This window comes from Mycolicibacterium arabiense, from assembly GCF_010731815.2.
GTDB lineage: Bacteria > Actinomycetota > Actinomycetes > Mycobacteriales > Mycobacteriaceae > Mycobacterium > Mycobacterium arabiense.
The window spans coordinates 4965983-4988442 of sequence record NZ_AP022593.1; the positions used below are offsets into that span (position 1 = coordinate 4965983).

Consider the following 22460-nt stretch of genomic DNA (forward strand, 5'->3'; position numbering starts at 1 on the left):
GTGAGACGACCAGCCTCACCGCTGCAGGGGGTCACCCTGCGCCATGCCGTCGTCGTCATTCCCGCCCACGACGAGGCGAGTCGACTCCGAGGGTGCGTGGAATCGGTTCTGGATGCCGCAGGGCATCTGCCGTTCGCGACGTCGGTGGTCGTCGTGCTCGATGCCTGCACCGACGGGTCGGTCGAGGTCGCCAGGTCCTTCGGCGGTGCCGTGCACGCGCTGGAGGTCGACCTTCGCAACGTGGGAGCGGCGCGCGCAGCGGGATTCGAACATGCGAGGTCGCTGCCGAAGGCGGTCTCGGACGACGAGGTCTGGTATGCGACCACTGACGCCGACAGCAGGGTGGATCCCGATTGGCTGATTCGGCAGATCGGGTCGGGCGCGGACGTGGTGCTGGGCGTCGTGCGCGTACGCAACTGGCGCAACACGTCCGCCGCCGCCGTCCGCCGTTACCTGTCCTCCTACCAATCCAAGTACCGGCCCGACGGACGCGGGCATCGGCACGTCCATGGCGCGAACATGGGTTTTCGTGCCGGCGCCTACTGGCAGACGGGTGGTTTCGCGCCCCTGGCCGCCGACGAGGACGTCGATCTGGTGCGCCGGTTCCGTGAGGCCGGGGTGCGCATCGACAGCGACCGCCGCATCTCCGTTTCGACGTCTGCACGCCCCGTCGGCAGAGCGCCCCGCGGTTTCGCCGCGCACCTCCGTTCGGTTTCCAAGGGCGTTACGACGGAGCCGACGTGACCAGCGATCTCGTCGGCCGGTGGCTGGACGCGGGCGAACTCGACCTGCCACTGCCGGGGCACGGGCGCACCCTGGAACGCTGGACGGCGCTGGCCAGGCTGACCGAAGTCGACGTCACCGCAGGCCGACTCGCCGAGGCGCACACCGACGCGGCCGCGATCCTCGTCGAGTTGAACGGCGCACCCCCGGCGTTCGGCCAACTGTGGGGCGTGTGGGCGGCTGAGCCGCCGGACGCCGTCGTGACGGCCCACCACGCCGACCGCGTGATCCTCGACGGGACCAAGGCCTGGTGCTCGGGTGCCGGTCTGTGCACGCACGCACTCGTCACCGCGCGCCGCGCAGACGGGGCTCGCGGGTTGTACGCGGTCGACCTCTCCGACCCCGGGGTGTCCATACCGCCGTCGACGTGGCAGAACGTCGGCATGCGTGACAGCGCCACCGGAGACGTCCACTTCGAGTCGGCGGTTGCGGTGGAGGTCGGTGCCCCTGGCGAGTATCTGACGCGACATGGCTTCTGGCACGGCGCGATCGGCGTGGCTGCGTGTTGGCTCGGAGGCGCCCGGGCCGTCGCTGCTCCGCTGTATCGCTCGGTGTCGCACGCGGCGCAGGACTCGTCGCAGGCACCGGCCGATCCGCATGCCCAGGCCCATCTCGGCGCCGTGGACGCAGCGCTCGCGGCTGCCGAGGCGACGGTCGCGGCAGCAGCTCGTGCCGTCGATTCGGATTCCCGCGATCCCGATGCCGAACTGATCGCCCGCCGGGTGCGGGCAGTGGTGGAGCACGCGGTCGACGAGGCGATCAGTCGCACGGGCCGCGCGCTCGGACCGAAGCCGCTCGCGATGGATGCCGCACACGCGCAACGCGTCGCGGACCTCACGATGTACGTGCGCCAGAGCCACGCCGAGCGCGACCTTGCGGTACTCGGCCGACTGGCCGCACGGTGAACGTCGACGAAGGCAACTGCTCGCGGTTCGCGGCGTGCCCGATCGCCGACGGCGGCACGTCGTCCGCCGCGTGGCTCGACTGGCTGGCGGGGCATCCAGCGCTGGACTTCTCGACGTGTTCGTCGCTCACCGTCGTTGCGGCGCATCCCGACGACGAGACCTACGGATTCGGCGGGGCGGCTGCGGCGTTGCGCGCCCGGGGTGTCGAGGTCCGGTGGGTCTCGGTCACCGATGGCGGCGGCGCCTTCCCGGACTGGTCGCCCGCGCGGCGCACGGCACTCGAGGCGACGAGGAGGGGTGAAGTCCGGCGGGCGGCGCACGCACTTGGAATCGACGACGTCATCGAATTGGGTTTGCCCGACGGCGAACTGGAATCCCATGAGGGTGCGTTGAGCGAATCGCTCGTCGACCTGCTGACGGACCGACCGCCGGGATCCTGGTGTGCGGCGACGTGGCGAGGCGACGGACACCCCGACCACGAGGCGGTCGGTCGGGCTGCTGCCGCGGCATGCGACCGAACCTCCGTGCGGCTCCTCGAGTACCCGATCTGGATGTGGCACTGGGCGCAACCCGGCGACGTCGCGGTGCCGTGGTCGCGCATGCAGCGCGTTGCCGTCGACGCGAGTGCACGAGCAGGCAAGGTGGCCGCGGCCGGACAGTTCCATTCGCAGACGACCAAGCCGGTCGATGGCGAAGCGATCCTGCCGCCGCACGTCGTGAATCGGCTGATGACGGTTGGGGAGGTCGTGTTCGTATGACCGGTCGCCTGTCGGACGACTACTTCGACGAGATCTACGCTGCCGCAGCAGATCCCTGGAGCCTCGGGGAGCGCTGGTACGAGCAACGCAAGTACGCGATCACGCTGGCGATGCTGCCCTCCCCGCGCTATGAGCATGCCTTCGAGCCGGGATGCTCGGTGGGCGTGCTCACCGACGCATTGGCCGCGCGGTGCGCCAAGGTGACTGCGACCGACGTCGCGGCGGCCGCCCTCGATGCCACCCGGGCACGTCTCGAACGCAGCGGCGCCGCTGGGCGGGTCGATCTGTTGCGGTCATCGCTCGACGAACGCTGGCCGCTCGACGGTACCGATCTCGTCGTGCTCTCGGAGGTGGCCTACTACTTCGAGGCGTCCGCGCTGCGGGACGTCTTGACGCGCGAGTGCCCGCGGCTCGACAGCGGTACGACCATCGTCGCGGCGCATTGGCGCTATGCCGTGGCGGACTACCCGATGAGCGGCGACGAGGCCAACGAGGTGATCGCCGCGACGCCAGGCCTGCATCACTTGGCCCGGTACCGGGACGATGACGTGGTGATAGACGTGTTCACCGTGGGTGCGTCGGCGTCGGCGTCGGTGGCTGTGCGGACCGATGTGCCCGGTGCGGCGGGTTAGACGTGGATGAGCGTGCGCGTCGAGTTCGGCTTCGACGCGACCAGTGCGTCGACCACTGAACTCACCGTCCGCAAGACTCCGTGCGGATCGCAGATCCGCAGCAGCCGCCTCACCTCGGGGCCGGCCACCAGCACGGGTGTGGCGTGGCGCTTGGCGCTCGCCGCGATGATCCGGTTGACCGCCCACAGCCCTTCCGTTCCGAAGAACGTCAATCCGCGCAAGTCCACGATCAGCGCCGAATGTGGGTCGTCGATGGCTGCGACGTGGTCGACGAGCTGGCGCGCATTGGCGGCGTCGAGTTCGCCTGCGGCGTCGACCAACACCGTCGTGGGGTTCAGGCGCTCATCGCGAATGCAGAGGGCGCCGGGGCGAAGGGTGGCGGCCGGCGGGGCCGCGAGTGCTACCGACATTCGAGAACTCCATCAGTCGAGGGGGGTTCGTACTGAGGTTCACGTCACGTGCTGCGGTTGAGGGCCGTCGCCGGAGGATTCGAGCCGGGTGACGATGACGTCCGGCTGGGCGCTCAACCTGGTGTGATCAGGCTAATACGGAATCAGTGGTCATCGCAATGGCCTCGGTTTTTCGGCGAATATGCAGTTGAGCCGCGCGCTGACTGGTAGGCGTCGATTCTCCGTGGTGGCTCGTGGCCGATTCGAGCGCTGAATCCGTAGGTATGGCTAACCCTGGCGTTTTCTGGTGCTGCGGTTTGGGTATTGACAGCACATCGGACGCGGTTCGACGAAAGCGAAGGTCATGGAAACGAAGCAGCGAGCACCGGAGTCGAAGCTGGATGGGGTCACGTACGTGATCGCCACGGTGTCGGCGTTCCTGATGTTCGTCGCCGTCATCTCGGCCGCCGTCGTCTACTTCATCGGGTCGACCCTGCCCTACGCGGTCTAGCCGCTGTCACGCAGCCGCCCGATCGGGCTGGACGCCAACTGCTCGAGCAGATCCCGCGGGTTGTCGTACACGGCGATCGCGCCCGCGTCCTCCAGCTCCTTGCGGCCGATGCCTCCACTGGCGAAGGCGATGCACTCGACGCCCGCGCGACTGGCTGCGGTGATGTCCCAGACCGTGTCGCCGACGAACACGGCCTGATCGGCGGGAACGCCGGCGCGCTCGAGCGCCTTCTCGACGATGTCGGGCCTGGGCTTCGCGGTCTCCACGTCCTCGGACGACGTCACCGCCGAGAGGATGTCCTCCCGGTCGAGCACGTCACGCAGAATGGCCAACTCGTCCTCCGGCGCCGACGTCGCGAGCACCACCTGCAGGCCCATGTCGGCGACGGCGTCGAGGAGTTCGCGTCCACCGGCGAGGGGACGGATGAGCGGCGCGGTCTCCTTGTAGAAGGTGCCGTGCAGTTCCTTGGCCCTGGGCGCCCGCTCGGCGGACTCGTCGGGGACCAACTCGTCGAGCAGGGAACCGCCGTCCATGCCGATCCGGTGGTGGATGCGCCATGCCTCGACGTCGACGCCGACCTCCGCGAACGCCCGCAGCCAGGCGTGGACGTGGAGGTAGTTGCTGTCGACGAGGGTTCCGTCGATGTCGAAGAGCACGGCTGGTCTAGGTGTACTGACCTGAGAGGTTAGGTACACGGTTGGCTGGTGGTTGACCGCCGAGTGCGGTGTGGCCGCGGTGATGATTGTAGGTATGCAGCCAGCGCGGGTACTCCTCGCAGCGCTCCGCGTCACTGGTGTAGAGCCGCGCGTAGGCCCATTCGTCGGCCAGGGTGCGGTGGAAGCGCTCGACCTTGCCGTTGGTCTGCGGCCGGTACGGACGGGTTCGCCGGTGCTCGATATCGCCCAATGCGTCGCGGAACGCGTGCGATCGATAACAAGATCCGTTGTCAGTCAATACCTTCCGCACATCTATGCCGTGCGTGACGAACCAGGCGTTGGCGCGCACCCAGAAGTCGGCTGCAGTGTCCTTGCGTTCATCGGTCAGCAGTTCGGAGTACGCCAGCCGTGAGTGCGCATCGATGGCGGTGTGGATGAAGTGATAACCGCGCACCGGATTGTGATACTTGGTCTGCACCCCCGAACTCTTGTCGGCCTGCTTGTTGCGTTTCCCGGCGGCCAGACCAAGCATCCGCCAGCCTCCGCCGGCGGGGATCTTGCCCAGCTTCTTGACGTCGACGTGCACGAGATCTCCACACGATGCGGATTCCATGCGGCGCACGACTCGGCCGGTAGCGCGGTCGAGCCACCGCAACCTCGCGATGCCGTAACGGCGCAGCACGTTGTGCACCGTGGAGACGTTGAGCCCCAGCAGGTAGGCGATCCTGGCCGGTCCCCAACGGCGGGTGACACGCACTCCGATGATGCGCCGCTCGGTGCGCGTCGGCGTGCGATTCGGGCTGTGATGCGGCCGCGAGCTGCGGTCGGACATTCCGGCCTCACCCTGCTCGCAGTAGCGGTCCCTCCAGCGTGCGGCGGTCGTCGCCGACACCTGGAAACGTTCGGCCGCACGTCGCAGCGGCCACCCGTCATCAACGACGCAACGAGCCAACCGCAGACGGCCGGTTTCGGACAAAGGGGCATTACGGTGAACCACGAAGACCTCCGAGATCGGTGAGCGTTCCTAGACAGCTCGCACTCCACTCGGAGGTCTTCGTCTTGTCACCTCACCACGCCGTCACCAACGTCCGTGGTCAGTACATCTAGGCATGGGAGGCGGGGTTCCCCGCACTCGCGATGCGAAACGGCGGTCAGCGTTGGTGACATGACGGTGAACGGGGTCGCGCGGTCGTTTTGACGGAACGGCCGCGGGTATTCGCTGCACCGTGGCGCCGTGGATCTAGATGCGGTGCCGGGAGTGAGGTGGACGATGGGTGATACGTCGCACGATCCGGTCGATCACGCCCGCACGACGCGTCAGCACGCGGGCGAGACGATGAAGAACGGTGTGAACGCACCGGGATTGGTGACGATGGCCGTGGGCGTCGTCGCGTTGGTGGTCGGCCTGGCGTCGTTCGCGTCCGGCAGCGTGGCGACCGGCGCCGTATGCGCGGGCATTGCAGTGCTCGCGTGGATCGTGGGGGGATCGTGGTTGTGGCTGACCCACCGTCGTGTTCGGCAGCAGGAACTCCGCTGGGCCGAGCAACACCCCGATGTAGAGGCTCAGCCCCCTACCAGTTGAGGTACTCGACATGGCGAGAGAACGTTCCAAGAAGAGCTACTGGATGCCATTGCTAGGACTGTCGTCGGTCATCGCCGGCGTGGTCGCCGTCGGTCTAATGCTGACTGCGGCGGGCGGCGGGGCGGGGTGGGCTTCGCCAGTCGTACTGACCGTGCTCTCCGTCGTGCTGATCGTCGGCGGGATATGGCTGTTCGCTTCCGGCGGCAAGGGTCAGGGCGGCTGGCGCCAGGCCAAGCTGGATCGCGAACAGGAACGTGCGTATCGCGACGAATTCTCAGCCCCGGGGGACCAACCTGAGGTGAGTCGGTGGCGGGGCCGCCGCCGCGTTGATCGCAGCCTCGAGTGATCGAGCGACCGGCAGGCCTCCCGCCGGGTCGCAGATCCGCAGTATCCGGTCCACCTCCGAACCGGACACCACCACCAGAGTGACCCCTTGCCGTGAGCACGTCACGTTGATGCGGTGCAGGACCGAAAAACCCTGCGTGCCGAAGAACGTCAGCTCGCGCAGATCCAGGACGAGCTTTCCCGCGTCGCCCAGGTTGGATTCGACGTAGGCCGAGAGGTTCGACGCATTGGCGGCGTCGATCTCTCCGGCCACGGCGTGCAGCACCATCGACGTGCCGATGGGGCAGGAGGTGAAGGTCGCCTGGTGTGGACGGACGGGCGCGCCACGGGTGGCATTGGGTGCGACGGACACAGTGAACTCCATGGGGGATTGGGAGTCACGTCACGGGAATGGGCCCTGTTGACTTAAAGCCACCGCTCGCAGTTCTTGCCGGGCGTCGAATGACGTTTGGACGGCTGTGCCCTCAACCTGACCTGACTGTATTACGCGCCAGGGCCCCGGACAATGGGGATTCTTGCACTCCGACGTTGCCGACCTGTCGAGATCTTCCCGCCATCGCGCCGACGTGCGCGTCGACTTCGGTGTTTTCTCGACCGACGCCTCGGGTATTCGTTGCTTACCCGACGAGAGGCGAGGCCCGCAATGGGCAAGACCAACACGATGCAGGACCGCGAGATGCGGCGAACGGTGACCATCTTCTTGACGATCTCCTTTGCCGTGGTCTTCGCTTCGGTGACCGCAGCGATCCTCGCGCGTACGGCCGATCCGGCACCCACCGCCGCGCCGGCGCAGCAGGTCCAGAACGCTGCCGTACCGCACGTCGAGCAGTCGATCAGCCAGGAGGGGAGGCTGATCGACGTCACGCCCACCTCCGTGACCGCCCAAGGCGTTGACGGCGTGGCGCGCACCTACCTCGTGAACGCGGACACCAATGCGATCACGGCCGCCGGTAGCCGCGTCGGCGATACCGCGGGCGCCTTCACCGTGAACGACGAAGTGGCCATCGTGGGCGTGGTCCGGGACGGGACCGCGGTCGCAACGGCCGTGGCCCATCGCGAGGTGACCGCATTGAACGGTCCTCCGATGGATGCCGTCACCCCCTGACACGGCTCCGCCGAACCCGTAGCCTCGGGGCGTGACGGGAACCGATGCCGTCAGCGTCGACGAGCTGGCTGAACTGGCGTTCTTCGCTGGTTGTCCCACCGAAACCCTGAGGCCGCTGGCAGCCCGGCTTCGTCCGTTGAGCGCCGCGCCCGGACAGGTGCTGATGCGCCAGGGCGAGCAGGCCGTCTCCTTTCTCCTGATCCGCTCCGGGCACGCCGAGGTATCGCACGCGAACATCGACGGCGACTCCAGCGTGGCGACCGTCGGACCCGGTCTGATCGTCGGCGAGATCGCGTTGCTGCGAGACACCCCGCGTACGGCGACCGTGACTGCCGTCGAAGGCCTCACCGGGTGGATCGGGGGCCGCGAGGCGTTCGCCACGATGCTCGAAGCGCCCGCGATGATGGACTCCCTCGTCCGGACCGCCCGGCAGCGGCTCGCAGCCTACGTGGCGCCGATTCCGGTGACGATGCGCGACGGCACCGTGCTGTTCCTGCGGCCCGTCCTGCCCGGCGACAACGAACGACTCGTGCATGGTCCGGTGCAGTTCTCCAGCGAGACGCTGTACCGGCGCTTCCAATCCACCCGCACGCCGACTCCGCGGCTGATGAGCTACCTCTTCGAGGTGGACTACGTCGACCACTTCGTGTGGGTGTTGACCGACGGCGCCGCCGGTCCGGTCGTCGCGGACGCCCGGTTCGTGCGCGAGGAGGGTCAACCCGGCGTAGCGGAGGTCGCCTTCATCGTCGGCGACGACTACCAGGGCCGCGGGATCGGGTCGTTCCTGATGGACGCCCTGGCGGTCGCCGCACACGGTGATGGCGTTCAGCAGTTCACCGCGCGCGTGCTGGCCGACAACTACGCGATGCGCGCCATCCTCGACCGATACGGCGCGCGCTGGCATCGCGACGACCTCGGGGTGGTGACTACGGTGATAGACGTGCCCACACTCTCCGAGACGTCGCTCACCCCGTCGCAGTACCGCGGGATCCATTCGCTCGCACGCCAAGTCATGCGGGCGCTGGGCTGATGACGCAGTCGGCCGGCCGACGACCACCGCTGAACAAGGACACCCTGTTGTGCATCTCGCTGGCCGCGAGACCGAGCAACATCGGCACCCGTTTCCACAACCATCTCTACGACGTGCTGGGCCTCGACTTCGTCTACAAGGCGTTCACCACCACCGACATCGCCGCGGCGATCGGCGGCGTGCGTGCGCTGGGCATCCGCGGCTGTTCGGTGTCGATGCCGTTCAAGGAAGACGTCCTCGCCCTGGTCGACGAGGTCGAGCCCTCGGCCCGGGCCATCCACTCGGTCAACACCATCGTCAACGACGTGTCGGTCCCGGGCGGCCATCTGACCGCCTCCAACACCGATTACCTTGCGGTGCAACGGCTCATCGCGACGCATCGCCTCGACCCCGAGGGCACGGTGCTGATCCGGGGGAGCGGCGGAATGGCCAACGCCGTCGGTGCGGCCTTCCGCGACAGCGGCTTCACCTCGGGCGTCATCGTCGCCCGCAACGTCGACACCGGTGGAGCGCTGGCCGATCGCCTTGGCTACGAGTACGCCCCCGAGGTGGGCGATCGCACTGCATCGGTGATCGTCAACGTCACGCCGATCGGGATGGCGGGCGGCGCCGAGGCGTCGGAGTGCGCATTCGACCCGGCGACCATCGCCGCCGCGGACACGGTGTTCGACGTGGTGGCCCTGCCGTCGGAGACGTCTCTGATCAAGGCGGCGCGGGACGCAGGCACCGCCGTCGTCACCGGCGCCGAGGTGATCGCCCTGCAGGCCGCCGAGCAGTTCGAGCGCTACACCGGGGTGCGGCCCACCGACGAGCAGGTCGCCGAGGCATCGGAGATCTCCCGGGCCTGACCGGCTAGGGGGTGATGACCGTCTTCTCGTCGAGGGTGGCGGTGGCGTCCATCAGCGGTCCCATCTGATCCTCGAGACCGTCGGCGTTGACCTGCAGCACGAACAGGTCGGGGCCCTTCGGGATGATGACCGTCTTCTGGGCGATCATCCGCTTCACGCCGTCACGGAGGTAGCTGCCGCCCACCTGATACGCCTCGAAACCGCCCAACTCGTCCTTCTGGGCATCGCCACCCTGGAACCCTGGGAGGTTCTGCAGCTCGCCCGGGGCGTACTCGGCGATCTTCGCCGGATCGACGTTTCCGGTCAGCTTCGACATCAGCGCCACGATCGTAGGCGGATCGGCCGCCATCGCTGGGTCGCCGGTGAACACCATTGCCGAGTAAGCGAATTGCGGGGTCCTGGGCCCCGCATCCTGCCAACCGGCCGGCACGGGCAGGTCGACCGTCGGCGTGTCCGGCTGGCCCTTCTTGACCGGTGTCTCGGTGATGCCGTTCGCCTTGATGTAGTCGGCGATCGTCTCGCGCTTGCCCGCGGGCGCTGCACTGGTCTGGGGCGCGCTGCTCTCGGAGCTGCTGCTCGACGCACTGCTGCTCTCCGACGACGACGACGTCGCCTGCGTCTCGGAGTCGGACCCGCACCCGGCGAGGGCCAGGGCCAACGCGACGGCGGCGACGACGGTGCCTGCGGCCTTCGTGGGCGTGTTCATTCTCGTGGATCTCCTGTCGTGGGCAAGCAGCATGAGCCTACGGACGGAGGTGCCGAAGCGCTCGGGAATGACGACGCAGCCGTGGTATCAAGGCGGCGTGCGCATCTTCGCGGTCGCCCTGGTGCTGGCCCTGTGCGCGGCGTGTGGCGAATCCGAGCCGGCACCGCCTCCCTCCTCGTCCGGGCCGTCAGCGGCGCCTCCGGCGGTGAACACGGTGATCGACCCCGCGAAGGTGGGTCGGACGCGCACGGCGCTGCCCGCGGGGTTCGAGGTGGCCGACGTGACGGGACGCGTGGCGCCGGTGGCGATGTGGGGACTCGGTGCGCAATGGACGGCCGAGCCGCCGGCATGCGGCGTGCTGGCCGATCCGCCGGTGGACCCCGTATCGGTGCGGGGCTGGTCCGCCTCGGGTCCGGGGGCCATCGTCTACGTCGTCGCAGCGGCGGCGGCGCCGGTGGGGCTCGACGACGTCGCGCGTGCCGAGTGCGGCGAGTTCACCGTGCTGGCCGGACACACCTCGGGAACGGTGTCGATGGTGGACGCGCCGCCCATCGCCGACGCACGGACGCTGACACTGCGCGCCGAGACCGTCACCGTGGTCGAGGGCAGCACCGAAACGCGCTCGCACGCAGACACCTTCACTGCCTACCTGCCCGGTCACGTCGCCTACGTCACGGTCGTGACCGACCCGGGGTCGGCGGAGCCGGGCCTGCCCGCCGACTTCGGCGCGACGCTGCTGAGCAGTACCGTGTCGGCGTTGCGGGGTGCTGCACCCGCCGGCGGGTAGATTGGCGCCGATGTCTCGGACCCCGCTCGTGCTTCTGTCCGCCCTCCTGCTGGCCGCATGCGCCGCGTGTTCCGGCGGGTCGGCCTCATCCGGTGACGACGCAGGGGGCGACATCGCGAAGGTGCTCGACCTGAAGTCGGCGTTCGGCCAGGAGTTCAAGGTGTCCACCGTCGACCCCACCGGTGTCGACCCGCGTCTGCTTGCGCCGCAGGCACTTCCGCCGGGCATCAGGTTCGACCCACCCGCGTGCGGGAAGTTCGCGACCGGCCTGCAGGTGCCGCCGGGGTTGAAGGGCAACATGGCCGCCGTCACCGCGGAGGGCGCTGGCAACCGGTTCATCGCGATCGCCGTCGAGACGTCCGAGGCGGTGCCGCTGCCCGAGCCCGGCCCGGATTGTCAGAAGGTGGCGTTCGCCGGAACGGGCGCCCGCGGCCTCGTCGAAGTGGCCGAGGCGCCTGCCATCGACGGCGTGCGGACCACGGGCACTCACCGCGTCGTGCAGACCGTGGTGAACGGCAAGCCGGCCTCCGGCGAGTTGTACAACTACGTCGCGACCTTCGGGTCGTTCCTGGTGATCGTTACCGCGAACCCTCTCGTCGTGCCGAATCAGCCCGTCGTACCGGTGGACACCAAGCGTGCCCGCGACCTGGTGGTCGCCGCGGTCGAGGACGTCCGCGGGGCCTAGCGGACGTCGCGGGCCCGGAACTGGATGCTGATCCGCGGGCCCGTCGGCTTGGTGGTCTTGGGCACCGCGTGCTCCCAGGTGCGCTGGCACGACCCGCCCATGACGAGCAGGTCGCCGTGCGCCTGGGGTAGGCGCAGCGAGCGGCCACCGGCGCGGGGACGCATGGCGAAAGCCCTTGTCGCGCCGAGACTCACGATCGCCACCATCGTGTCCTCGGAGCGGCTGCGGCCGATGTCGTCGCCATGCCAGGCGACGCTGTCCGACTCGTCGCGGTACAGGCAGAGGCCGGCGGTGGTGAACGGCTCGCCGAGTTCGCGGGCGTAGATGTCGTTGAGCCGGACGCGAAGCTTGGCGAGCGCAGGGTGCGGAGCGGGACCGGCCAGCAGGTCGTGGAAGCTGACGAGGCGGGGCACGTCGAGCACGCGGTCGTACATCTGCCTGCGCTCGGCCCGCCACGGGATCGCCTCGAGCAGTTCGCCGAACCACTCGTCGTGGCCGGTCAGCCAACCGGCCCGGACGTCGATCCAGGCGCCGTCACCGAGATCTCGCCGTTCGGTGCAATCGAACAGCGAGGTCTGAACCGGCATCGCGCTTCCAGCCACGCCGTGATCCTATCGCACAGGCGTTCGATGTCATAGGTTCGCAGCGCCCGGCCCCCGCTGGGCCAGGACGTCACCCGGGTTGGCCAGCGAGCACGCCTTTAGGCTGAGGCAACCACAGCCGATGCAGCCGGAGAGGTTGTCGCGCAACCGCTGCAGGTGCAGGATCCGCTCGTCGAGGTCTTCTCGCCACCCGGCCGACAGGCGCGCCCAGTCCTTGCTGGTTGGCACTCGGTCGGTGGGCAGCGTGGACAGCGCCTCCCGGATGCGGGCCAGCGGGATGCCCAGGCGCTGCGACATCCGGATGAACGCGACTCGACGGATCGTCTCGCGGGCGTACCGGCGCTGGTTGCCCGTAGTCCGCCTGCTGACGATGAGGCCTTCACGTTCGTAGAAGTGCAGTGCCGACACCGCCACCCCGCTGCGCCGCGACAGCTCGCCAGGGCTCAGTTCGAGCGTCTCCATGACCTCAACGATAGTTGAGGTGGTCGCGTTGAAGGGACGATGCAGTGCCCTGCGCGTACGGTGCTAGACGTGACTGAGACGCTGCTGGGAGCGGATTCCGAGGTCGGCACGCTCCGGGTGGTGATCCTGCACAGGCCCGGCGCCGAACTGCAGCGCCTCACGCCGCGCAACAACGACAAGTTGCTCTTCGACGGATTGCCGTGGGTGGCGCGCGCGCAGCAGGAGCACGATGCGTTCGCCGACCTGCTGCGCTCCCGCGGCGTCGAGGTGCTGCTGGTCGCCGACCTGCTCACCGAGGCACTTGCCAGTGGCGCGGCGCGGATGCACGGCATCTCGGCCGCGGTCGACGCCCGCAGGCTCGGACTGCCGCTGGCACAGGAACTCTCGGTGTACCTGCGCACGCTGGACGCCGGAGCGCTGGCCCACGTGCTGATGGCGGGCATGACGTTCAACGAGCTGCCGTTCGACGAGATCGAGCTGTCGCTGGTCCGCCGCATGCACCACGGCGGCGACTTCGTGATCGACCCGCTGCCGAATCTGCTGTTCACCAGGGACTCGTCGTTCTGGATCGGGGCGCGGGTGGCCATCACGTCGCTGGCGCTGCCCGCCCGGGTGCGCGAGACATCGCTGACCGACCTGATCTATGCGCACCACCCGCGATTCCTGGGCGTGCGGCGGGCGTACGAGTCGCGCTCGGCTCCGGTCGAGGGTGGCGACGTGCTGCTGCTGGCGCCTGGCGTGGTGGCCGTCGGTGTGGGGGAGCGCACCACGCCCGCCGGAGCGGAAGCATTGGCGCGCAGCCTGTTCGACGACGACCTCGCGCACACCGTGCTGGCTGTGCCGATCGCCCAGGAGCGGGCGCAGATGCACCTCGACACGGTGTGCACCATGGTCGACCACGACGCCGTCGTGATGTACCCGAACATCGTCGACTCGTTGTCGGCGTTCACGATCCACCGCACCGGCAGCGGGGTGAAGATCGACGGCGCGGCCCCGTTCGTGAAGGCGGCAGCCGATGCGATGGGGATCGGGAAGCTGCGCGTCATCGACACCGGCCTCGATCCCGTGACAGCCGAGCGTGAGCAGTGGGACGACGGCAACAACACCCTGGCACTGGCGCCCGGCGTCGTCGTCGCCTATGAGCGCAACGCCGAAACCAATGCGCGGCTGGCGGATTCGGGCATCGAGGTGCTGCCGATCTCCGCCTCCGAGCTGGGCACCGGCCGCGGCGGCCCGAGGTGCATGTCGTGCCCGGTGGCTCGCGACCCGCTGTAGTCCTCGCGAGATCTACACCACTGTCGTCGATCGACCGCTGATCACGACGCTGGTGTAGATCTCGCGAGCGGAAACCACCGCCGGCGCTCGGCAGCCTCCCGAATGCGCTGCAGGATGAAGCCCCTGCTGTGTTCCTTGACGACGTGAATGTCGAGCCAGCCCTGGCGCTCGACCACCGCGTTGCGTCCGATGTCGTGCACGAAGCGCTGACGGTCGGTTTGATGCTGCTCTCCGTCGTAGTCCAGGCCGATCATGGGTTCGTCCCAGCCCATGTCGAGGAACGCCTCGCTGTTGCCGTCGTGTACGCGGATCTGGGTCCGAGGCCGCGGGTATCCGGCGTCGACTGCGAGCAGACGTAGCCACGTCTCCTTCGGCGACTGCGCCCCGCCGTCCATGAGGTCCAGCGCGATGCGAGCGCGCTTCATCCCCCTGGCGCCGCGATAGCGCTCGACAAGCGGTGCCACGTCCTCGGCCGTGATGCCGGTCGCCGCCGCCAGCGCATCGAGGTACCGCACGGCTGTGTCGCGCGCGAAGTGCCTGGCGAGATCGAGCGCCGTCCGCGTGGGCGTGGTGACCGATACGTCGTCGAGCATGCACACCTCGTCCCAGTCGATGCGCTGGTTGCGGATCAGCACCCCTGCTCGAGGGCGACCCTGCGGGGCGATCATCTCGATCGGCGTACCGGGGATCACCCACTGCGCCCCATGCAGTGCGGCGGCCGCGCGCCCGGACACGATGCCGCGACGGTCGGTCCACAGCCAGGCGGCGTACGCGTCCAGTTGGATCGACGACGCGGCGTCACGCGGGACGTAGATGCGTGGGTGGACGGCTCTGTACCGCCACCGCAATTGGCCCGGCGTGAGGCCGCCGTCGAGTAGTTCACTGCCGACGAATGCTCGTTCCATGGACCGGATGCTGGTGGCCGCACCCGACAGAACCCGCCGAGTTTCGCGACGTCTACCCCACGGTTGTGGATAACTCCCAAGGCACGACGCTGGTGTAGACCTCGCGAGAACTCAACACTCAACACCTAGCGCCAGGACGGCAGCCAGATCTGCATGTTCCAGGTCGCCTGGGAGATCGGCAGGCCGGTGAGGATGGGGAACAGCCACGCGAAGTTCGTGATGACCAGCGCGACGTAGAAGCACACCGCGAGCAGGCCCAGCGTTCGGCGTTCGCGATTCTGGCGAGGCGCGTACAGCACGTCGCCGAGGATCAGCGCGATCGCCATCACCAGGAACGGGGCCATCGGCGCGGCGTAGAAGAAGTACATCTGCCGGTCGATGTCGGCGAACCACGGCAGGTAGCCCGCGAAGTAACCGGTCAGGACCACGCCGTAGCGCCAGTCGCGCTTGACGACCGCGCGCCACAGCGCCCAGCCCAGCACCGGCACGGCGAGGAACCACATCGCCGGAGTGCCGACGAGCATGACGGCCTTCACGCAGGATTGCGCGCCGCAGCCGCCCACGTCCTGCTGGTCGATCGCGTACAGCACCGGCCGCAGCGACATCGGCCACGTCCACGGCTTCGACTCCCACGGGTGGTGGTTGCCCGCGGCATTCGTCAGCTCCGAGTGGAACGTGAACACCGAATACATGTAGTGCCAGAGCGAGCGAATGGCGTTGGGCAGCAGACCATCGTCGCCGATGGTGCGGCCCTCCTCGTGGCGGTACACCCCGGTCTCGGAGGCGAACCACGGCGCATACGCCGCCAGGTACACCAGCACCGGGATGAGGCCCATCGCGTACGCCGTCGGGCCGAGGTCGCGACGCAGCGTCCCCACCCACGGCCGCGGCACCCGGTACTGCCGACGCGCGGCGACGTCGAACGCCAGCGTCATCAGCCCGAAGAAGAGGATGAAGTACAGGCCCGACCACTTGGTCGCGAAGGCGAGCCCGAGCAGCACGCCCGCGCCGAACCGCCACCAGCGCACGCCGAGCCGCGGGCCGAATGCCGTCTCGCCGATCCGGCCCTCGAGCAGCGCGACGTGCATCCGCTCGCGCATTTGGTCCCGGTCGACGATCAGCGCCCCGAACGCCGCGACCACGAACGTCACCAGGAACACGTCGAGCAGCGCCGTGCGCGCGGTCACGAAGCTGACGCCGTCGGCGATGATCAGCAGCCCGGCGATGCCGCCGATCAGCGTCGACCGCGTGATCCGACGGACGATGCGCGCCACCAGCAGCACGATGATCACGCCGCACACGGCGCCGCTGAACCGCCAGCCGAGCCCGTTGTAGCCGAAGATCGCCTCGCCGATCGCCATCAGCTGCTTGCCCACCGGCGGGTGCACCACGAGGCCGTAGCCGGGGTTGTCCTCGACGCCGTGGTTGCCCAGGATCTGGAAGGCCTGCGGCGCGTAGTGCTTCTCGTCGAAGATCGGCGTGCCCGCGTCGGTGGGCGAGCGGAGGTTGATGAAGCGCGTGATCGCAGCGAGCGCGGTGATGACCGCGGTCATGATCCAGCCCTGCATCCGGTCGAGCGGCCCGAAGTCGGGCGTAGGCATCAGCGGCGCCGGGCTGATCACCGGCACTGTGCGCTCGGCGGGCGGGGCGGTCACGCATGCGATCGTAGGCTGTTGCCTGTGACCGGAGGCCGCCTGCTGCTCGCAGCAACACCGTTGGGGCAGGTCGGCGACGCTTCGGCGCGCCTGATCGAGGCGCTGGCCACCGCCGACGTCATCGCCGCGGAGGACACCCGCCGCATCAGGGTGCTCGCCCAGTCGCTGGAGGTGAAGCCGGCCGGCCGCATCGTCAGCTTCTTCGACCAGAACGAGGCGGGGCGGGTGCAGGGCCTCGTCGACGACGTGGCCGGGGGAGCGACGGTGCTCGTCGTCAGCGACGCGGGCATGCCACTGATCAGCGACCCCGGCTACCGGCTGGTGGCCGCCTGCGCCGCGGCCGGGCTGACGGTGAGTTGCCTGCCCGGCCCGTCGGCGGTGACGACGGCGCTGGCGGTGTCCGGTCTGCCGTCGGACCGGTTCTGCTTCGACGGCTTCGCCCCGCGCAAGCATGCCGCCCGCCTCACGTGGTTCAAGGCCCTGACCAACGAGCAGCGGACGTGCGTGTTCTTCGAGTCACCCCGCCGTCTGGCGGAGTGCCTGCGCGACGCCGCCGACGTGCTGGGCGCCGATCGCCGCGCAGTCGTCTGCCGCGAACTCACCAAGACCCACGAGGAGGTCAAGCGCGGAACGCTGGGCGACCTCGCCGAGTGGGCGGCCGAGGGCGTGCTTGGCGAGATCACCGTCGTGCTCGCCGGCGCCCAACCGCGGGCCGACGTCGACACCCTGGTGACCCTGGTCCAGGCCAGGGTGGACGACGGCATGCGGGTCAAGGACGCGTGCGCCGAGGTGGTCGAGGCCACGCCGGGTGCGCCGTCACGGCGCGAGCTGTACGACGCCGTGCTGCGGGCCCGCGGCTAGCGTCCTGCCGACCACCGGTGCCGCCTTGTGCAGGCATTCGTCCCACTCGTCGTCCGGATTCGAGTCGGCGGTGATGCCGCCCCCCACACCGAGCACTGCCGACCCGTCGGCGTCGAACTCGACGGTCCGGATCGCGACGTTGAGTTCGCATCCCGCCACCGGCGAGGCGAATCCGACCGTCCCGCAGTAGATTCCGCGCGTCGCGGGCTCCCAGGTCCGCAGCAGTTCCCGCGCCCGCTCCTTCGGCGTCCCGGTGACCGACGCCGGTGGGAACGTCGCGTCCAGCAGCGCGGCCATCGGCAGGTCGGCGTCGACGCGCGCCTCGACCGTCGACACCAGATGCCACACTCCCGGTGCGCGACGGACGCTGAGTAGTTCTGGCACCGTCACTGATCCGGTGATCGCCACCCGGCCCAGATCGTTGCGCACCAGGTCCACGATCATCACGTTCTCCGCGACGTCCTTGGCCGACTGCCGCAGCGCCGACGGCGGTTGGTCCAGCGGCAGGGTGCCCTTGATGGGGCTCGAGGTGACGACTTCGCCGTGCCGGGACAGGAACAGCTCGGGCGACAGCGACGCCACCGCACCCCACTCGCCGGACAGGAACGCCGCCCGGGCGGGTGCGGTGCGGGCGACGGCGTCGACGAACAGGTCGACCGGCGATCCGTCGAGCCTGCCGGTGAACTGGGTGCACACGCACGCCTGGTACACCTCGCCGGCGCGGATGGCCTCCAGGCAGGCCAGCACGCCGCGGCGGTGCGTCGCGCGATCGGGTGCCCGCCAGTCGACGTGGTGGGGTTCGACCGGCGCCCGCGCTGCCAGGGCGTCGGTGATCCAGGCGGGCGGCCCTGTGCCGAGCAGGCTTTCGTACCACCACTGGCCGTCGAGGTCCTGGCGCAGTACGCAATCCGTCCAGCCGCCCGCAGCACGGGGGATGCGGCCGTCCGCTGCGTCGGCACCGGCGTCGGGGTAGGACAGGTAGCCGATCCACCCGCCGCCGACGGTGCCGTCACCCGCCCCCGGCGCGACGTCGAACACGTCGGCCGAATCCACCGGCAGCACCGCGACGCTGGGCACGATCACCGCGCGCGAGGCGAACCAGTCGCCGGTCAGCGCGGCAGGCGGCGGCAGACGGAGCCGTGTGGTCGCCGTTGCGAGTGCGCGCAGCACTGCCGGGGCGTTCCCGGCACTCAACGGCTCGACGTGCACCGCCTCAGCTTGTCAGACCCGCCCGATCGCGCGGGAGACCGTCACGCCCGCCAGCTTCTCTGGGTTGCGCATCGCGTAGAAGTTGGCGATCTTGCCGTCGACGATCTCGACCGACACCACGCCCTCCAGCTTGTCGCCGGTGTACAGCACGAGCGCGGGTGCCCCGTTGTAGAACGCGGGTTCGGCGCGACCGTCGGGCCCGCCGAGCCGGATGAGGCCGACGATGAGCCGGGCGACGCTGTCGGCTCCGGACACCGGACGCCGTGCGGCGCTGACCTTTCCGTCGCTGTCGGCGGTCCACACCACGTCCGGTGCGAGCATGCCGATCAGCCCGTTGACGTCCCCGGTCGCGGCGGTGGCGAAGAACTGCGCGGTGATCTCCGACGACGTCGCGGGGTCGACCGGCTCGAACCGTCGGCGTCTGGCCTGAACGTGTTCGCGTGCCCGGTGGGAGATTTGGCGTACCGCCGCAGGCGACTTCCCGATGGCCTTGGCGATCTCGCCATGGTCGAAGCCGAACACCTCGCGCAGCACGAACACCGCACGTTCATCGGGGCTCAGCGTCTCCAGCACGACCATCATCGCCATCGAGACCGACTCGGCGAGTACCACGTCCGACGACGCATCGCCTGCATCGACCAGCACGGGCTCGGGCAGCCACGGTCCGACGTACTCCTCGCGCCTGCGGGACTGCGCGCGCAGTGCGTTGAGGGCCTGACGGGTGACGAGCCGGGCGAGGTAGGCCTTGGTGTCCTCGACGGTGTCGAGGTCCACCTCGGCCCAGCGCAGGTACCCGTCCTGCAGCACGTCCTCGGCTTCGGTTGCGGCGCCCAGGATCTCGTAGGCGATCGTGAACAGCAGCGGCCGCAGCCGAGTGAACCGTTCGGCGTGCTCCTCGCTCATCGGACCGACGCGGTGTCGGCCTCCGCCAGCCGCTGCGCACGCTTGCCGCCCTTGAGCCAGAAGTACGAGCCCGGCTTGCGTGCCTCCTTGGCCAGGAACGAGATCGTGCCCTTGCACACCGCTTCCTTGACCGTGGCGGCAGCGCGGCCACCGATGTAGAGCGGCATCACCCGATCGTCGGGGCGAGCCAACTGAATGGTGGCCGCGTTGCGCCCGAGGCTGATGCACTGACCCGTGAACGCCTGATTGATCACCGCCGGTTCGATTCCCGCGATCCGGCTCAGCACCGTGTTGGCGGCCTGCGCGCCGAGGGGCAGCGCGGCCTGGCAGCTCATCCGCAGCGGAGCGCCCGACGGCGCGGACGCATCGCCTGCGGCGACGATGAACGGATCGTCGACGCTGGTGAGCGTCTCGTCGGTGAGCAACCGGCCGAGCCCGTCGGTGGTCAGGCCGCTGCGCCGGGCCAGGTCCGGCACCCCGAAGCCCGCGGTCCAGATCGTCACGGCACTGCGCAGTTCGCGCCCGTCGGACAGCACCACCGAGCCCTCGCGCACCTCGGTGACCTTCGAGCCTGGCCCATCGACCACCGTGACGTCGAGGCGCCGCATCACCTTCGCGACCGACCTGCGGCCCGGGTTGCTCAGGTACGGCCCGAGCACGCCACCGCACAGCAGCGTCACCGCATGGCCCTCTTCGGCTAACTCGGTGGCCATCTCGATGCCGGTCGGGCCCGCGCCCACCACGGCGACGGGCTCGCCCCGCCGGGTGCCTGCCACCGCGGCGCGCAGCGGCTCACCGTGCTCGAATTCGGAGACAGCATAGGCGAATTCGGCGGCGCCGGGCACGGTCGGCGCAGCGCCGGTGCTGCCGACGGCGTAGATCAGGTAGTCGTAGGCGACGGTGTCACCGGACGCGAGCGCGACGGTGCGCGCGGGGGCGTCGACCCGGACGGCCGAGTCGACGACCAGCCGGACGTCGGCGCCCAGCACGTCGGCGTAGTCGACGATTGCATCGTCGGAGCCCGTCACCAACTGGTGCAGCCGGATTCGCTCGACGAACACCGGGCGAGGGTTGATCAGCGTGACCGCAACGTCCGGGTTGGTCCGCAGGTGATTGGCCGCGATGACGCCCGCGTATCCGCCGCCGATCACCACGACGTTGGTCTGCTTGCTCGTGGTCATGACTACTCCTCAGGGTCGTTCCGGCTGCGCTGCCGGTCTGACCTCAAGACACCCGTGACCGTCGAAGTGTGACACCTAGACGGCGAATGTGGCACAGCTCACTACGAAGCCTCCTCGACGACGTAGCGGGGGAACACACCCTCGGGTTTCGGCAGTGCCGTGCCCGGTGCCAACCGCGTGCCGATCGACGCGAACGTCCTGGCGTCCTCGTTCTGTCCGAGCAGCGTCAGCAGCTTTGCCGACGACTCCGGCATCACCGGCTGGACGAGCAGCGCGGCGATGCGGACGGTCTCCAGCGTCGTGTAGAGCACTGCGCCGAACCGCTGCTGATCCTCGGCGGCCTCCGACTTGCGCAGCACCCATGGCTCTTGGGCGGAGAAGTACCGGTTGGCGGCGCCGAGCACCGACCAGATCGCCTCGAGTGCAAGGTGCATGGCCTGCTCGTCGAAGTGCGCGCGGACCGTGGGAAGCAGGGCATCGGCTGCGGCGAGCATCTCGGCGTCCTCGGCGCTCAGCGGTCCCGGATCGGGCACGGCCGCGCCGAGGTTCTTGTTCACCATCGACAGCGACCGTTGCGCCAGGTTGCCCAGTTCGTTGGCGAGGTCGGTGTTGATACGGCTGACGATGCCGTCCTCGCTGTAGCTGCCGTCCTGACCGAACGGCACCTCGCGCAGCAGGAAGAAGCGAACCTGGTCGAGCCCGAACGCGTCGACGAGGGCGACGGGGTCGACGACGTTGCCCACCGACTTGCTCATCTTCTCGCCGCGGTTGAACAGGAAGCCGTGCGCGAACACCCGGCGCGGCAGTTCGAGCCCCGCCGACATCAGGAAGGCAGGCCAGTACACGGTGTGGAACCGGATGATGTCCTTGCCGATCATGTGCAGATCGGCAGGCCAGTAGCGACGGTAGGACTCCGACTCGGTGTCCGGAAAGCCCACGCCGGTCAGGTAATTGGTCAGTGCGTCGACCCAGACGTACATGACGTGGTCGGGGTGGTCGGGCACCTTGACGCCCCAGTCGAACGTCGTGCGCGAGATCGACAGGTCGCGCAGTCCGCCGGAGACGAAGCTGACGATCTCGTTGCGCCGGACGTCGGGTCCGATGAACTCCGGGTGTGCCTCGTAGTGCGCGAGCAACCGCTCGGTGTAGGCCGACAGCCGGAAGAAGTAGGTCTGCTCCTCGGTCCACGTGACGGGCGTACCGGTCTCGGTGGCGATGCGCGAGCCGTCGGCGACGACCTCGGTCTCGTCCTCGGTGAAGAAGCGTTCGTCACGCACCGAGTACCACCCGGAGTACGAGTCGAGGTAGATGTCACCGGCGTCGCTCATCCTGTTCCAGATCGCGACCGACGCCTCGACGTGGTCGGCGTCGGTGGTCCGGATGAAGCGGTCGAACGTGACGCCGAGGCCCTCCTGCAGCCGCTGGAACACGTCGGAGTTGCGCCGCGCCAGGTCCGCGGTCGGGATGCCCTCGGCGGCCGCGGTCTGGGCCATCTTCAGCCCGTGCTCGTCGGTGCCGGTGAGGAACCGGACGTCGAACCCGTCGAGTCGCTTGAATCGGGCGATCGCATCGGTCGAGACGTACTCGTAGGCGTGGCCGACGTGCGGCACGCCATTCGGGTAGGCGATGGCAGTGGTCACGTAGAAGGGTCTGCCGGCGCCGTGGGATCGATCAGGGGTGCTCAT

At 69.0% G+C, this 22460-nt stretch carries 26 protein-coding genes; 13 read left to right on the forward strand and 13 right to left on the reverse strand.

Translation table 11 applies throughout. The features are described 5' to 3' along the window. Genes G6N61_RS25595 through G6N61_RS25610 form a run of 4 tightly spaced genes read left to right on the forward strand, consistent with a single transcriptional unit; the run spans position 1 to position 3078 of the window. Positions 1 to 744, forward strand: a complete 744-nt coding sequence (locus G6N61_RS25595; RefSeq protein WP_235887305.1) for a glycosyltransferase family 2 protein — start codon at positions 1 to 3, stop codon at positions 742 to 744. Next, on the forward strand, positions 741 to 1688 hold the full coding sequence (locus tag G6N61_RS25600) for an acyl-CoA dehydrogenase family protein (RefSeq protein ID WP_163922915.1): 948 nt from the start codon (positions 741 to 743) through the stop codon (positions 1686 to 1688). The genes G6N61_RS25595 and G6N61_RS25600 overlap by 4 nt, the downstream gene beginning before the upstream one ends. Beyond that, positions 1685 to 2446 carry a PIG-L deacetylase family protein gene (locus tag G6N61_RS25605; RefSeq protein WP_163922917.1) on the forward strand — a complete coding sequence of 254 codons (762 nt, stop codon included), beginning with the start codon at positions 1685 to 1687 and terminating at the stop codon, positions 2444 to 2446. The genes G6N61_RS25600 and G6N61_RS25605 overlap by 4 nt, the downstream gene beginning before the upstream one ends. Further along, a complete protein-coding gene (locus G6N61_RS25610; RefSeq protein ID WP_163922930.1) occupies positions 2443 to 3078 on the forward strand; it encodes an SAM-dependent methyltransferase in 636 nt (211 codons plus the stop codon). Before G6N61_RS25605 ends, G6N61_RS25610 begins: the two co-directional genes overlap by 4 nt. Here the strand turns inward: G6N61_RS25610 and G6N61_RS25615 are convergent. Beyond that, on the reverse strand, positions 3075 to 3488 hold the full coding sequence (locus G6N61_RS25615) for an STAS domain-containing protein (RefSeq protein ID WP_163922933.1): 414 nt from the start codon (positions 3486 to 3488) through the stop codon (positions 3075 to 3077). The two genes, G6N61_RS25610 and G6N61_RS25615, sit on opposite strands and share 4 nt — an antisense overlap. A gap of 343 nt (positions 3489 to 3831) precedes the next feature. Here G6N61_RS25615 and G6N61_RS25620 point away from each other — a divergent pair, with 343 nt between their 5' ends. Next, the gene (locus tag G6N61_RS25620) at positions 3832 to 3978 is read left to right on the forward strand and encodes a hypothetical protein (RefSeq protein WP_163922936.1); all 147 of its coding nucleotides are present in this window, start codon (positions 3832 to 3834) and stop codon (positions 3976 to 3978) included. Here G6N61_RS25620 and G6N61_RS25625 read toward each other — a convergent pair. Next, complete coding sequence (locus tag G6N61_RS25625) at positions 3975 to 4634, reverse strand: HAD family hydrolase (RefSeq protein WP_163922939.1); 660 nt, start codon at positions 4632 to 4634, stop codon at positions 3975 to 3977. The genes G6N61_RS25620 and G6N61_RS25625 overlap by 4 nt on opposite strands. Positions 4635 to 4641: 7 nt before the next feature. Continuing rightward, positions 4642 to 5631, reverse strand: a complete 990-nt coding sequence (locus G6N61_RS25630; protein ID WP_163918557.1) for an IS481 family transposase — start codon at positions 5629 to 5631, stop codon at positions 4642 to 4644. Between the two features lie 273 nt (positions 5632 to 5904). Between G6N61_RS25630 and usfY the strand changes: the two genes are divergently transcribed. Beyond that, entirely contained in the window at positions 5905 to 6216 is a 312-nt protein-coding gene (gene usfY / locus G6N61_RS25635; RefSeq protein ID WP_163922942.1) for a protein UsfY, read from the forward strand. Positions 6217 to 6490: 274 nt separating this feature from the next. On the opposite strand, the gene G6N61_RS25640 is transcribed toward usfY, so the two are convergent. Next, positions 6491 to 6913 carry an STAS domain-containing protein gene (locus G6N61_RS25640; protein ID WP_163922945.1) on the reverse strand — a complete coding sequence of 141 codons (423 nt, stop codon included), beginning with the start codon at positions 6911 to 6913 and terminating at the stop codon, positions 6491 to 6493. Positions 6914 to 7204: 291 nt separating this feature from the next. Between G6N61_RS25640 and G6N61_RS25645 the strand changes: the two genes are divergently transcribed. From G6N61_RS25645 to G6N61_RS25655, 3 genes are read left to right on the forward strand one after another with little or no spacing between them, the layout of a single operon-like run. Next, positions 7205 to 7666 carry a hypothetical protein gene (locus G6N61_RS25645; RefSeq protein ID WP_163922947.1) on the forward strand — a complete coding sequence of 154 codons (462 nt, stop codon included), beginning with the start codon at positions 7205 to 7207 and terminating at the stop codon, positions 7664 to 7666. A gap of 31 nt (positions 7667 to 7697) precedes the next feature. Continuing rightward, positions 7698 to 8696 (forward strand): acetyltransferase Pat, encoded by a 999-nt coding sequence (locus G6N61_RS25650; RefSeq protein WP_163922950.1) that lies wholly within the window; start codon positions 7698 to 7700, stop codon positions 8694 to 8696. Then, entirely contained in the window at positions 8696 to 9544 is an 849-nt protein-coding gene (locus tag G6N61_RS25655) for a shikimate 5-dehydrogenase (protein WP_163922953.1), read from the forward strand. Before G6N61_RS25650 ends, G6N61_RS25655 begins: the two co-directional genes overlap by 1 nt. 4 nt (positions 9545 to 9548) lie before the next feature. Here the strand turns inward: G6N61_RS25655 and G6N61_RS25660 are convergent, their stop codons facing one another. Further along, entirely contained in the window at positions 9549 to 10250 is a 702-nt protein-coding gene (locus tag G6N61_RS25660; RefSeq protein ID WP_163922956.1) for an envelope biogenesis lipoprotein LpqN, read from the reverse strand. Between the two features lie 31 nt (positions 10251 to 10281). Here G6N61_RS25660 and G6N61_RS25665 point away from each other — a divergent pair, with 31 nt between their 5' ends. Both G6N61_RS25665 and G6N61_RS25670 read left to right on the forward strand, forming a co-directional pair. Further along, positions 10282 to 11037: a DUF5642 family protein gene (locus G6N61_RS25665; RefSeq protein WP_235887306.1), complete on the forward strand. Its 756-nt coding sequence runs from the start codon at positions 10282 to 10284 to the stop codon at positions 11035 to 11037. Positions 11038 to 11047: 10 nt separating this feature from the next. Beyond that, positions 11048 to 11722 carry a DUF5642 family protein gene (locus G6N61_RS25670; RefSeq protein WP_179973524.1) on the forward strand — a complete coding sequence of 225 codons (675 nt, stop codon included), beginning with the start codon at positions 11048 to 11050 and terminating at the stop codon, positions 11720 to 11722. On the opposite strand, the gene G6N61_RS25675 is transcribed toward G6N61_RS25670, so the two are convergent. After that, positions 11719 to 12309, reverse strand: a complete 591-nt coding sequence (locus tag G6N61_RS25675) for an alpha-ketoglutarate-dependent dioxygenase AlkB (protein ID WP_163925108.1) — start codon at positions 12307 to 12309, stop codon at positions 11719 to 11721. The two genes, G6N61_RS25670 and G6N61_RS25675, sit on opposite strands and share 4 nt — an antisense overlap. Before the next feature lie 45 nt (positions 12310 to 12354). After that, on the reverse strand, positions 12355 to 12786 hold the full coding sequence (gene soxR / locus G6N61_RS25680; protein WP_163922959.1) for a redox-sensitive transcriptional activator SoxR: 432 nt from the start codon (positions 12784 to 12786) through the stop codon (positions 12355 to 12357). A 39-nt stretch (positions 12787 to 12825) separates the two neighbouring features. Between soxR and arcA the strand changes: the two genes are divergently transcribed. Beyond that, entirely contained in the window at positions 12826 to 14061 is a 1236-nt protein-coding gene (arcA, locus tag G6N61_RS25685; RefSeq protein ID WP_276078140.1) for an arginine deiminase, read from the forward strand. A 41-nt stretch (positions 14062 to 14102) separates the two neighbouring features. Here the strand turns inward: arcA and G6N61_RS25690 are convergent, their stop codons facing one another. Both G6N61_RS25690 and G6N61_RS25695 read right to left on the reverse strand, forming a co-directional pair. Beyond that, positions 14103 to 14966, reverse strand: a complete 864-nt coding sequence (locus G6N61_RS25690; protein ID WP_163922965.1) for a type IV toxin-antitoxin system AbiEi family antitoxin — start codon at positions 14964 to 14966, stop codon at positions 14103 to 14105. 125 nt (positions 14967 to 15091) lie between these two features. After that, positions 15092 to 16621, reverse strand: coding sequence for a dolichyl-phosphate-mannose--protein mannosyltransferase (locus G6N61_RS25695; protein WP_407666312.1), 1530 nt, complete (start codon positions 16619 to 16621; stop codon positions 15092 to 15094). 24 nt (positions 16622 to 16645) lie between these two features. Between G6N61_RS25695 and rsmI the strand changes: the two genes are divergently transcribed. After that, positions 16646 to 17482 carry a 16S rRNA (cytidine(1402)-2'-O)-methyltransferase gene (gene rsmI / locus G6N61_RS25700; RefSeq protein ID WP_163922968.1) on the forward strand — a complete coding sequence of 279 codons (837 nt, stop codon included), beginning with the start codon at positions 16646 to 16648 and terminating at the stop codon, positions 17480 to 17482. Here the strand turns inward: rsmI and G6N61_RS25705 are convergent. The 4 genes from G6N61_RS25705 to metG all read right to left on the reverse strand — a co-directional run bounded on the left by G6N61_RS25705 (position 17438) and on the right by metG (position 22460). Further along, a complete protein-coding gene (locus G6N61_RS25705) occupies positions 17438 to 18691 on the reverse strand; it encodes an aminodeoxychorismate synthase component I (RefSeq protein ID WP_163922971.1) in 1254 nt (417 codons plus the stop codon). The genes rsmI and G6N61_RS25705 overlap by 45 nt on opposite strands. A gap of 12 nt (positions 18692 to 18703) precedes the next feature. Beyond that, entirely contained in the window at positions 18704 to 19594 is an 891-nt protein-coding gene (locus G6N61_RS25710; RefSeq protein WP_163922974.1) for an RNA polymerase sigma-70 factor, read from the reverse strand. Beyond that, positions 19591 to 20775, reverse strand: a complete 1185-nt coding sequence (locus tag G6N61_RS25715; RefSeq protein ID WP_163922977.1) for an NAD(P)/FAD-dependent oxidoreductase — start codon at positions 20773 to 20775, stop codon at positions 19591 to 19593. Before G6N61_RS25715 ends, G6N61_RS25710 begins: the two co-directional genes overlap by 4 nt. Before the next feature lie 101 nt (positions 20776 to 20876). After that, complete coding sequence (gene metG / locus G6N61_RS25720; protein WP_163922980.1) at positions 20877 to 22460, reverse strand: methionine--tRNA ligase; 1584 nt, start codon at positions 22458 to 22460, stop codon at positions 20877 to 20879.

Bases quoted from the DNA above. Each gene is read 5' to 3' on its own strand.
- G6N61_RS25610 (WP_163922930.1), top strand. From the start codon at position 2,443: ATGACCGGTCGCCTGTCGGACGACTACTTCGACGAGATCTACGCTGCC.
- G6N61_RS25615 (WP_163922933.1), bottom strand. From the start codon at position 3,488: ATGTCGGTAGCACTCGCGGCCCCGCCGGCCGCCACCCTTCGCCCCGGC.
- G6N61_RS25620 (WP_163922936.1), top strand. From the start codon at position 3,832: ATGGAAACGAAGCAGCGAGCACCGGAGTCGAAGCTGGATGGGGTCACG.
- usfY (WP_163922942.1), top strand. From the start codon at position 5,905: ATGGGTGATACGTCGCACGATCCGGTCGATCACGCCCGCACGACGCGT.
- G6N61_RS25645 (WP_163922947.1), top strand. From the start codon at position 7,205: ATGGGCAAGACCAACACGATGCAGGACCGCGAGATGCGGCGAACGGTG.
- G6N61_RS25655 (WP_163922953.1), top strand. From the start codon at position 8,696: ATGACGCAGTCGGCCGGCCGACGACCACCGCTGAACAAGGACACCCTG.
- G6N61_RS25660 (WP_163922956.1), bottom strand. From the start codon at position 10,250: ATGAACACGCCCACGAAGGCCGCAGGCACCGTCGTCGCCGCCGTCGCG.
- G6N61_RS25665 (WP_235887306.1), top strand. From the start codon at position 10,282: ATGAGCCTACGGACGGAGGTGCCGAAGCGCTCGGGAATGACGACGCAG.
- G6N61_RS25670 (WP_179973524.1), top strand. From the start codon at position 11,048: ATGTCTCGGACCCCGCTCGTGCTTCTGTCCGCCCTCCTGCTGGCCGCA.
- G6N61_RS25675 (WP_163925108.1), bottom strand. From the start codon at position 12,309: ATGCCGGTTCAGACCTCGCTGTTCGATTGCACCGAACGGCGAGATCTC.
- soxR (WP_163922959.1), bottom strand. From the start codon at position 12,786: ATGGAGACGCTCGAACTGAGCCCTGGCGAGCTGTCGCGGCGCAGCGGG.
- arcA (WP_276078140.1), top strand. From the start codon at position 12,826: ATGCAGTGCCCTGCGCGTACGGTGCTAGACGTGACTGAGACGCTGCTG.
- G6N61_RS25690 (WP_163922965.1), bottom strand. From the start codon at position 14,966: ATGGAACGAGCATTCGTCGGCAGTGAACTACTCGACGGCGGCCTCACG.
- G6N61_RS25710 (WP_163922974.1), bottom strand. From the start codon at position 19,594: ATGAGCGAGGAGCACGCCGAACGGTTCACTCGGCTGCGGCCGCTGCTG.
- G6N61_RS25715 (WP_163922977.1), bottom strand. From the start codon at position 20,775: ATGACCACGAGCAAGCAGACCAACGTCGTGGTGATCGGCGGCGGATAC.
- metG (WP_163922980.1), bottom strand. From the start codon at position 22,460: ATGAGCACCCCTGATCGATCCCACGGCGCCGGCAGACCCTTCTACGTG.